This is a genomic window from Pectobacterium peruviense (genome assembly GCF_003312355.2).
GTDB lineage: Bacteria > Pseudomonadota > Gammaproteobacteria > Enterobacterales > Enterobacteriaceae > Pectobacterium > Pectobacterium peruviense.
Genome location: NZ_CP161826.1, coordinates 960,872 through 973,685 on the forward strand (window position 1 = coordinate 960,872; position 12,814 = coordinate 973,685).

Below are 12,814 nucleotides of genomic sequence, written 5' to 3' on the forward strand. Positions count from 1 at the left end.
CTATCGGCTAAATCGCGATTTTCTTTACGAAAAACTTACAAATCAGTGGGGGACGGCTAGGTACTTATTAAAGGAAAAGGGAGGGGGCTGGCAAGCGCGTTTCCTTACTCCCTTGCCAGCAATAGTGATGAAATGACGTCAGTTAACTACCGTACACGTTAATTGCGCTGTTCAGTCGCTTAGCCTGAAGATTTAGCCCTTCAGCCGCTTCGGTTGATTGCGTGACCATATCGGTATTGCCCTGTGTCATTTGTTCTATCTGTGCAATCGAGGTATTGATCAGACCTAATGCAGAAGTCTGCTCATGCGTTGCATTGCTGATCTCTTTGATCATGGTGGAGACCTGCAAAACTTCATCAACGATGTCGCTGATATGCTTGCCTGCGTTCTCTACCATCACGCTGCCTTGTTTCACGCTTTCTACGTTGGCATCGATCAACGTTTTAATTTCTTTGGCAGCAGAGGCGGAATGCTGTGCCAGATTGCGAACCTCAGCGGCCACCACGGCAAACCCTCGTCCCTGTACCCCTGCACGCGCGGCTTCAACCGCGGCGTTTAGCGCAAGGATGTTAGTCTGGAAGGCAATACTGTCTATCACGCCAATGATATCAACGATTTTATCGCTGGCACTGGAGATAGAATCCATCATGCCGATGGTTTCCTTCATAATATTGCCACCTTTTAGGGCGGTGCTGCTGGCGGCTTGTGCCATTGTTGTCGCTTGCGCCGCCGTTTCTGCACTCTGCTGTACCGCAACGGTAATTTCTTCAATCGCAGCGGCGGTTTGTTGCAGATTCGCCGACGTTTCTTCTGTGCGGCTATTCAGGTCGATGTTGTTCTCCGCCAATTTATGGCTGACATTCGTGATGCCGTGAACTTGCGTACTGACGTCATCGACAAGCGAATGCAGGTTCAGGCCAAACTGGTTAACTGAACGTAGCAGTAAGCCAATTTCGTCTACCCGATTGAGGTGGATGTGCTTTACTTTACGGCCTGATACCACATGCTGCGCCTGTTTGAGTATCATCCTGATTGGCTGCGCAATTTGCTGCTGTAGAAACTGATCCATGATGACGACGAGTAATAGCGTCAGCGCCAACAGCCACAGTGGATTCATGCCACTGAAGGCAAGCAACGCGGGAATGAGCCCCACGGCCAATACGGCGATACGCAAGCGCCAGCGGACTGACAATTTCTGCAAGAGCGACAGGGGAGAAAAGAGCCCGGTGCGCACGACCAGCCCTTTATAGAACTTGCGGCTACCCGCTTGTTTCTTCTGCACGGCGCTATACAGCATTTCGGCCGCTTTTATTTCTTCGGCATTGGGGGTGTTACGTACTGAGATATAGCCCGCAAGCTGCTCTTGCTGGTAAACCGGTGTAACGTTGGCACGAACCCAGTAGTGGTCACCGTTGTTACGACGGTTTTTGACCAGTCCGGTCCAGCTATCTCCTTGTTTCAGCGTAAACCACAGATCGGCATAGGCTTCAACGGGCATGTCTGGATGGCGCACAATATTGTGCGGCTGGTTGATAAGCTGCTCTTCAGAAAAACCGCTAACCTTAATAAAGGCAGAGTTGGCATAGGTAATGTGGCTGTGAATATTTGTCGTGGACATCAATATGGTGTCCATGTCTAACAGATACTCCTGCTGTGTGACAGGTGTATTTAATCTCATTAGAAGCCCCGGCGTACGTATCCCGCTCAGTTTCCAGGTTCAGCCATGCTGGCCGCTTTGCTTGCCTCAGCTGTTCTGGTTATTCCAGAGGCTGAAACGTTACAGGGCTGCCGTGTGACGATACCATGAAATCTGTCAGGCATATTGCTGTGTAAATATTCAAATTATTCAAATAGGTATACTGAAATTTTTTGGGTGTCTTACTCGCTTAATAAAATAATGTTCTATACCCGTCATACTTCAAGTTACATGTGCGTTGGCTTCATTCGGTCACCCGAATCACTTACTTGAGTAAGCTCATCGGGATTCCCTTACTTGCCGCCTTCCTGAAACTCGAATTATTTAGGGTATACACTATTTATAATGAGCGGGTTATTGACCCTATTTTGTGCGTGATGGAGATTTTGTAACTATATATTTGTAACAAACATTTCATCAGTGTTAGCACGCTTTTTCAGCACGCGTAAATTTATGATGAGGACGATCACCTGTCAATTGATTCATTTTATTGGCAATAAATAATCAGAGAAAAAATGATTAAAAATAGGTGAGGAGAACATAGCGGATTTACTGAAAATGTGTTCTGGATGGGCATAATTGACAATAAGAAGAACCTATTGTTAACTTTTTTTTATTCTTTCTTTGCGCTAATGAAATTAAATGTTGCTGCATTGATGCTTATTGTTTTAATTACTGCTTTTTCTCGGTTTTCATTGCGGCTGAATTTATTGTAGATCAAATAATGCCATCCGCAGGCCGGATAATGGCTCTGGCCTGCGGAAAAAGATAATCAGGTTACCGGGGCCGGGTTGAAAACGGCGAGTGCGTTATGAAGTCCCCATTGATCGGACCAGGTTTTTTTCTTACTGCTGGCGATATCCAAAATGAAATGGAAAAGCTGCCAGCCTACGTCTTCGATTGTGGCCTCTCCAGTTGCAATCGTACCTGCATCAATATCCATCAGGTCGTGCCAGCGGTTTGCCAATGCGGTACGGGTCGCCATTTTGATCACGGGTACGGCCAGTAGACCATAAGGCGTACCGCGACCGGTGGTGAAGACCTGTACGGTGATGCCGGAAGCGAGCTGCTGGGTACCGCACACAAAGTCGCTGGCTGGCGTTGCTGCGTAAATCAACCCGCGTTTGGTAGGGCGTTGGCCGGGAGACAGAACTTCGACAATCGCGCTGGTGCCCGATTTGGCGATGGAGCCAAGCGCTTTTTCCACCACGTTCGCAAGGCCACCTTTTTTGTTGCCCGGCGATGGGTTGGCGCTACGGTCGGTCTGGCCGCTGTCGAGGTAGTTATCGTACCAGGCCATCTCTTCCAACAGACGTTTACCGACCTCTTCATTGATGACGCGCGGTGTTAGCAGATGAATGGCGTCGCGCACTTCCGTCACTTCGGAGAACATGACGGTTGCGCCGCAGCGTACCAGTAGGTCGGAGGCAAACCCAACGGCCGGATTAGCGGTGACACCAGAGAAAGCATCGCTGCCGCCACACTGCATGCCGACAACTAATTCTGAGGCCGGACAGGTTTCGCGCTGACGTTTGTTCAGTCGTTGCAGGTGCTTATCTGCCATCGTCAGAATGTCATCCACCATCGAGCGGAAGCCAACATGGTGTTCATCCTGCAAGCGGACAATGCTGGTGTCATCAAGGGAGATGGCCTGTACATCTGGCGTCCCTTCTAGGAGGCGTTCCGGCTGTAATTTTTCACAGCCCAGACCTACAACCAGAATTTCTCCACCAAAATTTGGATTCAGTGCCAGATTGTGAATGGTGCGGATAGGAACGACCGCCGCAGGGGCATTAATTGCCACGCCACAACCATAGAGATGATTGAGCGCGACCACACCATCCACATTGGGATACTTGGGTAATAAATCTCGCTCGATAATTTTGACGACATAGTCCACTACGCCCGCGACGCAGTGCACGCTGGTGGTTATGCCCAACAGATTTTTCGTGCCTACGCTGCCATCGGCATTGCGGTAACCTTCAAAGGTATAGCCTTCCAGCGGAGGAAGAGAGGGCGGAATTTTGGTCGCCAGCGGCAGGGTTTCCAGTGCGGGTGCCTGAGGTAGCTCGACCACGGATTCGTCAATCCAGCTTCCTTTGGCAATATCGCGCAGCGCATACCCGATAATTTCACCATAGCGGATGATTGCGCCTGTTTTGGCGATATCAACAAGGGCAACTTTGTGACCCTGCGGGACATGCTCAATTAATTCCAGACTATCATTAAAACGGGTTCCAGCACGTAAGCCATTATTATTAACAACAATGGCAACATTATCAGAATCGTGAACCTTAATATAAAGTGGCTGCTCTTGTGCAGCATTACTTTCTGATTTATCTGACATGATGCAAGCCTTTATTATTTGTTTATCAGAAACGCAGTGGTAACTATTACTACACGAGTCATTTACCACACTATTACTTCATTGCTCGTTAATGAGTATACGTGAGGTTCTCTTCTCGTACATTATGCAATTGACCTAAGCCAGCGCTTTTTGTTTCTGATTTATCAGGTGAATGACCAATTTTTGGTGAGTTTGATCACATTCTTTCTGCGCACTGTTTTCAGGACGGAAATGAAAATAATGTGTATGAATGTAAAAAGAGAATAACGGCGTTTTTCGTGAAATACCTCGCACTATATAGGGCAAGTGCACCAACATATTCCAAAGGACATTTTTAATGTTGTGCTTTTATCTAGTGAGTGGCCAGCAGGTAAAAATTATAATGTTCCTGCGAGTTGAAGATGTCAGCTAATTACTCTGATGCTATATAGCCTGGCTATTCGCAAAAAAAATAAAAATGGGAATTTACTATACCCTAAATAATTCGAGTTTCAGGTAGGCGGCAAGAGAAAGAGTCCCGATGAACTTACTCCGGTAAGTGATTCGGGTGAGTGAACGCAGCCAACACACATGTAACTTGAAGTATGACGGGGATATCCACTGATCTTCATTCTGATAACCCTACACCGTTATCTGTTATTCGGAATGAATGAGCGAACCGCGATTGAAGCAGGAGTTCATCATGAATACAGTAAGCTCAGCAGCTGGCGCGATACAAAAGAGAACAAACGCCCGCTACTGGATTGTCGTGATGTTGTTTATTGTCACGTCATTTAACTATGGAGACCGTGCTACCTTGTCCATTGCTGGTTCAGCAATGTCTAAGGAAATTGGGCTGGACGCGGTGGGGATGGGATATATCTTCTCTGCGTTCTCCTGGGCATATGTTATTGGTCAAATACCCGGAGGCTGGCTGCTCGATCGCTTTGGCTCAAAGAAAGTCTACTTCTACAGTATCTTCACCTGGTCGATTTTTACCTTATTACAAGGCTTTGTCGATATCTTCAGCGGTGCGGGCATTGTCATTTCTCTGTTCCTCCTGCGCTTTATGGTCGGTTTGTGTGAATCACCTTCCTTCCCGGGAAATAGCCGAATTGTGGCTGCCTGGTTCCCCGCACAAGAGCGTGGGACGGCCGTCGCGATATTCAACTCGGCTCAGTACTTTGCGACCGTGATCTTCGCCCCTATCATGGGCTGGCTGGTACACGCTGTAGGTTGGGCGCACGTGTTCTGGTTCATGGGTGGATTAGGTATCATCCTCAGCTTTGTCTGGCTGAAAGTGATCCACGATCCTAAAGATCACCCAGGCGTGAATCAGGCTGAACTGGATTATATTGAAGCCGGTGGCGCACTGATCAATATGGACGCCAAAGGGTCGAAGAAAGCGGCCGTGAAGGGTGAAAAATGGCATCAGGTCAAGCAATTAATGCAGTCTCGCATGATGCTTGGTGTGTATATCGGCCAATATTGTATTAACGCACTAACTTACTTCTTCATCACCTGGTTCCCACTTTATCTGGTTCAGGCGCGCGGTATGTCGATCCTCAAAGCGGGGTTTGTTGCCTCGGTGCCTGCTATCTGCGGTTTTGTGGGCGGCGTTCTGGGCGGCATCATTTCCGATTACCTGATGCGCCGGACCAATTCACTGACCTTTGCCCGTAAAACACCTATCGTTCTCGGTATGTTGCTCTCCATGTCGATGGTGATTTGTAACTACGTTGAAACCGAGTGGGTTGTCATTGCGGTGATGTCTGCTGCCTTCTTCGGCAAAGGCATTGGTGCACTGGGCTGGGCGGTTATGGCCGATACGGCACCGAAAGAAATCAGCGGGTTAAGTGGTGGGCTGTTTAATATGTTCGGTAATGCGTCTGGTATCGTGACGCCGATTGCCATTGGCTACATCATCGGAATGACCGGTTCTTTCAATGGTGCTCTGGTGTATGTCGGCGTCCATGCGATGGTTGCCATCGCCAGCTACCTGTTCATTGTGCAAGATATTAAACGTATTGAATTAAAACCATTCGTTAATAATTAAAGCCATTCGCTACAGCATTAATCTGCATGTAGGCAGTAACACAAAACGCTGTGCCGTCATACTGATGGCGCAGCGTTTTGCCCTTTATTTATGTCATGGAAAGTAGGGATTTACCTATTCGAAATCGGGTGCCAATGGTACGTATTCCGGTGTTTATAAGGCAGAAATTTGCTTTTCCCGGTTTTCGTGAAACACCTCCCATTGGCCTGTGATAATGACATATTTAATCTGCATTTCGACAGGGAATGCTGTGCTATTGCCCAATGAGTTGTGAAATAAGAAAACTTATACTTTTTACTGAGGTTGGTAAGGCGGCACGGATTACGACACTGCTTTCCTAATCGTTTTATTCCGGTATTAAGGTAGTTATACCTGTTTTTATTCTGATAACCCTACAAGCATTGTTCATTTCAAATCAGAGTAAAAACAAGGTCGCGCTAATAAAGTAGGAAAACAACATGAAATCATCTACTGGTGCACCATCTGTTTTTTATTTCTGTATGACTGAATTATTTTCACCTGCCTCAGCGCACACCTGCGTTTTGGCAAACATCGGAAACCTAAGCGTCAAGCCTGTGCGCTCTATCCATGACGGGAGCCTGTAATGGCAAACTTTTCAGCGACTCCTGTAATTACCGACATGAAGGTCATTCCCGTTGCGGGTTATGACAGCATGCTGCTGAACATCGGTGGTGCACACGGTGCTTACTTCACTCGTAATATCGTGATTTTAACCGATAGCGCCGGTCATACCGGTGTTGGTGAAGCGCCCGGAGGTGAAGTCATTTACAACACGCTGGTCGATGCCATTCCCCGCGTGAAAGGCAAACAAATAGCCCGGATGAACCGTTTGGTTCATGACATCCATGTCGGCAACCAATCTTCTGATTTTGATTCTTTCGGCAAGGGTGCCTGGACGTTTGAGCTGCGCGTGAATGCGGTGGCGGCTCTCGAAGCAGCACTGCTCGATCTGCTGGGGCAATTTATGGGTGTCCCCGTTGCCGAACTGCTGGGGCCGGGTAAGCAGCGTGATGAAGTCACTGTGCTCGGTTACTTGTTCTATATCGGCGACCGCACGAAGACGGATTTACCTTATTTATCCGGTGAGAAAGTATCAGGTGAAAAAGGCAAACACGAGTGGTATCACCTGCGTCACCAGCAGGCGATGGACAGCGAGGCGATTGTGCGTCTGGCTGAAGCCACCACTGACCGCTACGGATTCAAAGATTTCAAACTCAAAGGTGGCGTGTTGCCCGGTGAGCAAGAAATCGATGCTGTGAAGGCGCTAAAAAAACGGTTCCCAGATGCCCGTATTACCGTCGACCCAAACGGTGCCTGGCTGCTGGATGAAGCGATAGATTTGTGCAAAGACATGAAGGGCATTCTGACCTATGCGGAAGACCCGTGCGGTGCTGAGCAGGGTTTCTCCGGCCGTGAGGTGATGGCGGAATTCCGCCGTGCAACTGGGCTGCCAGTTGCGACCAACATGATTGCCACCAACTGGCGCGAAATGAACCATGCCGTGATGTTGCAGGCGGTCGATATCCCGCTGGCCGATCCGCATTTCTGGACGATGCACGGTGCGGTGCGCGTCGCCCAGCTGTGTGATGAGTGGGGCCTGACGTGGGGCTGCCATTCAAATAACCATTTCGATATCTCTCTGGCGATGTTCACGCACGTGGGTGCGGCGGCGCCAGGTAACCCGACGGCGATTGATACACATTGGATTTGGCAGGAAGGGCAGCACCTGACCAAAGAGCCGCTGCAAATCGTCAACGGTAAAATTAAGGTGCCAGAGCGTCCCGGCCTGGGGATTGAGCTGGATATGGAACAGGTCATGAAAGCCCACGATCTGTACAAAAAATTACCGAGCGGGGCACGTAATGATGCCGTCGCCATGCAGTACCTGATCCCAGGTTGGAAGTTTGATCGTAAACGCCCGGTTTTTGGCCGCTAACCCTACATAGAAAAATTAGAGAGATAAGGATAAGAAAATGACGTTGCAAAATTCAACTCCGGTTATTACCCACATGCAGGTTATTCCGGTTGCAGGTCACGACAGTATGCTGCTCAATCTGAGTGGCGCACATGCACCCTATTTCACTCGCAACATTGTGATTCTGAAAGATAACGCCGGGAATACCGGTGTCGGTGAAATTCCCGGCGGTGAGAAAATCCGTCAGACGCTGGAAGATGCTGCCGAGCTGGTGGTCGGTAAAACGCTAGGCGAATACAAAAACGTGATGACGGCAGTGCGCGCACAGTTCGCTGACCGTGACTCCTCTGGACGCGGTTTGCAGACGTTCGATCTGCGTATCACCATCCATGTCGTCACGGGGATAGAAGCCGCAATGCTCGATCTGCTGGGGCAATTCCTCAATGTCAGCGTGGCCTCGCTGCTGGGCGATGGTCAACAGCGTGATGCGGTAGAAATGCTGGGTTATCTGTTCTACATCGGCGATCGTAATAAAACCGATCTGCCTTACCAGAATCAGACGAACGAGAAGTGCGACTGGTATCGTCTGCGTCACGAAGAAGCTCTGTCGCCAGAAACCATCGTGCGTCTGGCTGAAGCCGCGTATGAAAAATACGGATTCAATGATTTCAAACTGAAAGGCGGCGTACTGGCCGGTAGCGAAGAAGCCGAAGCGGTAACTGCACTGGCTAAGCGCTTCCCGCAGGCACGTATCACGCTAGACCCGAATGGTGCCTGGTCGCTGGATGAAGCCATCGATCTGGGCAAACAACTGCGCGGTGTACTGGCGTATGCAGAAGATCCGTGCGGCGCGGAACAAGGTTTCTCCGGTCGTGAAGTGATGGCTGAATTCCGCCGTGCGACCGGTCTGCCTACCGCGACCAACATGATCGCTACCGACTGGCGACAAATGGGCCACACGATTTCGCTGCAATCGGTCGATATTCCGTTGGCCGATCCGCACTTCTGGACGATGCAAGGTTCCGTTCGTGTGGCTCAGATGTGCCACGAATGGGGCTTAACCTGGGGTTCTCACTCCAATAACCACTTTGATATTTCACTGGCCATGTTTACTCAGGTCGCCGCGGCGGCTCCGGGCAAGATTACGGCGATTGATACGCACTGGATCTGGCAGGAAGGCAACCAGCGCCTGACGAAAGAACCATTGCAGATTGTTGGCGGCATGGTGGAAGTACCGAAGAAACCGGGTCTGGGTGTTGAGCTGGATATGGATCAGGTAATGAAAGCACACGAACTGTATAAAAACATGGGATTAGGCGCACGTAACGACGCAATGGGAATGCAGTACCTTATTCCTGAGTGGACATTTGATAATAAACGTCCGTGTCTGGTTCGCTAACGTTCTGCTTTTCCGTTTTTTGAGCGCGCCGCTTCAGCTAAGTGGCGCTGGAATGACCGAGGATAAAAAATGAAGACTCCGCTGTTACCTAACCGTTTTCGCCAAGATTTGCAGCAGGGGAAAACGTTGATTGGCTGCTGGTGTGCGCTAGGCAACCCGATTTCAACTGAAGTGCTGGGGCTGGCGGGATTCGACTGGCTCGTGCTGGATGGAGAGCACGCGCCTAACGATATCGTGACGTTTATTCCTCAGCTAATGGCGCTGAAAGGTAGTCACAGCGCGCCTGTTGTCCGCCCACCGTGCAATGAACCGATTATCATCAAACGGCTGTTGGATATTGGGTTCAATAACTTCCTGATCCCCTTCGTGGAAACGGCAGAAGAAGCCGCGCGTGCGGTCGCTTCCACCCGTTATCCACCAGCGGGTATTCGCGGCGTTTCCGTGGCGCATCGTAGCAACAGCTATGGCACCGAACCTGACTATTTCGCCAAGATTAACGACAACATTACCGTCGTGGTGCAAATCGAAAGTCAGGACGGCCTCGACAATCTGGATGCGATTATCGCGGTTGACGGCGTAGACGGCGTGTTCGTTGGCCCGAGCGATCTGTCGGCGGCGCTGGGTTATCTCGGTCAGCCTAACCATCCTGACGTGCAGAAGGCAATCCGCCACATCTTCGACCGCGCGGCGGCACATAACAAACCGTGCGGCATTCTGGCACCGGTTGAAGCCGATGCGCGTCGCTATCTGGAATGGGGTGCAAGCTTCGTCGCGGTAGGCAGCGATCTGGGCGTATTCCGCAGCGCGACACAGGCGCTGAGCGACAAATACAAAAAGTGATTCAGTGATTCCGTTGCGAATCGGATCCGTCATGAGACGGCGCCATCGTGAATTGAAGTGATATCTACATCAGACAATGAGGTTAGGGCGATGAAAATTGGTTTTATTGGACTGGGCATTATGGGAAAACCGATGAGTAAAAATCTGCTGAAAGCAGGTTACTCATTAGTCGTGATGGACAGAAATCTGGAAGCCGTCGCGGAAGTGGTTGCGGCAGGTGCGACGTCAGCTGAAACGCCGAAACAGGTTGCGGAGCTGAGCGACGTGATCATCACCATGTTGCCTAACTCTCCACATGTAAAAGAGGTGGTGCTGGGCGAAAACGGCGTCATCGAAGGTGCGCGTGCCGGAAGCATTGTGGTGGATATGAGTTCAATCGCACCGCTTGCCAGCCGTGAAATTGCTGCTGCGCTGGCGGCGAAAGAGATCGCTATGTTGGATGCGCCGGTCAGCGGCGGTGAACCAAAAGCGGTCGACGGCACGCTGTCCGTGATGGTCGGTGGTGAGAAAGCACAGTTTGACCGCTGCTTTGAAATTCTGAAATCAATGGCAGGTTCCGTTGTACATACCGGTGATATCGGTGCGGGCAACGTTACCAAACTGGCGAATCAGGTGATTGTGGCACTGAACATTGCTGCCATGTCTGAAGCATTGGTTCTGGCGACGAAAGCCGGCGTTAACCCCGATCTGGTTTATCAGGCGATTCGCGGTGGACTGGCGGGCAGCACCGTACTGGATGCGAAAGCGCCGATGGTTATGGATCGTAACTTTAAGCCAGGTTTCCGCATCGATCTGCATATTAAAGATCTGGCGAATGCGCTGGATACCTCACACGGCGTGGGCGCACAGTTGCCGTTAACGGCGGCGGTGATGGAAATGATGCAGGCGTTGAAAGCGGACGATCTGGGATCGGCTGACCATAGCGCACTGGCGTGTTACTACGAGAAGCTGGCTAAAGTAGAAGTCACGAGATAACCCGTGAAGCGATAGTCACGAGGCTGGCACCGTGTGCCAGCCGACTGGCAGATAATCATTCTGATCTACCCAAGAGATTTCAGGATCTCTGCCCTGAAAATTGGTGGGTATAAGCGCTATTTCATGAGCGCGCGGATTATTGATGCAATCGGAACGTTGATGAAATCGGATCGTTTATGAAAATAGTGATCGCACCGGATTCTTATAAAGAAAGCCTATCTGCACAAGAGGTTGCCACGCAGATTGAAAAGGGATTTCGTGAAATATTTCCCGATGCCTGCTATGTCAAATTGCCCGTTGCAGATGGTGGGGAAGGAACAGTCGAAGCCATGGTCGCTGCGACTGATGGCAAGATTGTGAATGTTAAGGTGACAGGGCCGTTAGGCGATAACATTGATGCGTTCTTTGGCCTGTCTGGCGATGAAAAAACGGCTTTTATTGAGATGGCAGCGGCAAGTGGTCTGGAACGCGTGCCTTCTCAACAGCGTAATCCGTTAAAGACCACGAGCTATGGCACGGGCGAGTTGATTCGCTGCGCGTTGGATCACGGCGTTCGGCACTGCATCATCGGGATTGGCGGAAGCGCAACCAATGATGGCGGATCGGGCATGGTGCAGGCGCTGGGCGCGAAGTTGCTGGATAAGCAGGGCGAACAGATTGGTTTTGGTGGTGGTGAACTCGATAAGCTTGCCAGCATTGATATCAGCGAGCTGGATGAACGTATTAAAAGCTGCCGTTTTGAAGTGGCCTGCGATGTGACCAACCCGTTGACGGGGAAACAGGGTGCATCGGCTATTTTTGGCCCTCAGAAAGGTGCAACGCCGGAGATGATCGAACAGTTGGATAATGCGTTGAAGCATTATGCGGCGGTGATTCGTCACGATCTGGACATGGATGTGGAACACGTTCCCGGAGCGGGTGCAGCGGGTGGCATGGGGGCGGCGCTACAGGCCTTTTGCGGCGCTGAACTTCGTCAGGGTATTGAGATTGTTACGGAAGCGCTGGGTCTGGATGAACTGGTACGGGATGCCACGCTGGTGATTACCGGGGAAGGGCGTATCGACAGCCAGACGATTCATGGCAAAGTGCCGATTGGCGTGGCGCGCGTCGCCAAACAGTATAATAAACCGGTTATTGGTATTGCAGGCAGCCTGACGGCAGATGTTGCCGTGGTGCATGAACATGGCCTGGATGCCGTATTCAGCGTGCTTTACAACATCTGCTCACTAGAAGAAGCGCTGGATAATGCAGCAGAGAATGTGCGAATGACGGCGCGTAATATCGCCGCCACGATCCGACTGGCGCAGTCAGTATCTCGTTAATCGTCATCGTGATGCGATGGTGTTTGGTATTTATACACATTTCTATGCAGACTGAGAGACGGTTTCGTGCGCCACAATACGGCTATTTAATGCTACTTCGCAGCACGCGCCCGACACGGGACAGCTCACACGCCGCTCGCCCCGTGACCCCAGGCTTTCGGCTGAAATTATGCCGCTAACGCGGTACCTTCGTCGATATCCGGCTTAACGGACCGCTTGCGACACGTTTACTCGCCCCATAAATGGGGCTCACCCTTCGGGCCA

The 12,814-nt window shown here is 50.5% G+C and carries 8 protein-coding genes; 6 read left to right on the forward strand and 2 right to left on the reverse strand.

The features are described from left to right. Positions 1 to 142: 142 nt before the first annotated feature. Both DUT67_RS04320 and garD read right to left on the reverse strand, forming a co-directional pair. Positions 143 to 1,678 carry a PAS domain-containing methyl-accepting chemotaxis protein gene (locus DUT67_RS04320; RefSeq protein WP_189339543.1) on the reverse strand — a complete coding sequence of 512 codons (1,536 nt, stop codon included), beginning with the start codon at positions 1,676 to 1,678 and terminating at the stop codon, positions 143 to 145. Between the two features lie 790 nt (positions 1,679 to 2,468). Continuing rightward, entirely contained in the window at positions 2,469 to 4,043 is a 1,575-nt protein-coding gene (garD, locus tag DUT67_RS04325; RefSeq protein ID WP_048262031.1) for a galactarate dehydratase, read from the reverse strand. Between the two features lie 682 nt (positions 4,044 to 4,725). Here garD and DUT67_RS04330 point away from each other — a divergent pair. The 6 genes from DUT67_RS04330 to DUT67_RS04355 all read left to right on the forward strand — a co-directional run bounded on the left by DUT67_RS04330 (position 4,726) and on the right by DUT67_RS04355 (position 12,550). Beyond that, positions 4,726 to 6,078 (forward strand): MFS transporter, encoded by a 1,353-nt coding sequence (locus tag DUT67_RS04330; RefSeq protein WP_048262029.1) that lies wholly within the window; start codon positions 4,726 to 4,728, stop codon positions 6,076 to 6,078. Between the two features lie 604 nt (positions 6,079 to 6,682). Further along, on the forward strand, positions 6,683 to 8,035 hold the full coding sequence (locus DUT67_RS04335; protein ID WP_113632818.1) for an enolase C-terminal domain-like protein: 1,353 nt from the start codon (positions 6,683 to 6,685) through the stop codon (positions 8,033 to 8,035). Positions 8,036 to 8,072: 37 nt separating this feature from the next. Then, on the forward strand, positions 8,073 to 9,413 hold the full coding sequence (gudD, locus tag DUT67_RS04340) for a glucarate dehydratase (RefSeq protein ID WP_113632819.1): 1,341 nt from the start codon (positions 8,073 to 8,075) through the stop codon (positions 9,411 to 9,413). 69 nt (positions 9,414 to 9,482) lie between these two features. After that, complete coding sequence (gene garL, locus DUT67_RS04345) at positions 9,483 to 10,253, forward strand: 2-dehydro-3-deoxyglucarate aldolase (RefSeq protein WP_011095077.1); 771 nt, start codon at positions 9,483 to 9,485, stop codon at positions 10,251 to 10,253. A 90-nt stretch (positions 10,254 to 10,343) separates the two neighbouring features. After that, the gene (gene garR / locus DUT67_RS04350) at positions 10,344 to 11,228 is read left to right on the forward strand and encodes a 2-hydroxy-3-oxopropionate reductase (RefSeq protein ID WP_113632820.1); all 885 of its coding nucleotides are present in this window, start codon (positions 10,344 to 10,346) and stop codon (positions 11,226 to 11,228) included. A 176-nt stretch (positions 11,229 to 11,404) separates the two neighbouring features. Further along, entirely contained in the window at positions 11,405 to 12,550 is a 1,146-nt protein-coding gene (locus DUT67_RS04355) for a glycerate kinase (protein ID WP_048262020.1), read from the forward strand. The last annotated feature ends 264 nt before the right edge of the window (positions 12,551 to 12,814 follow it).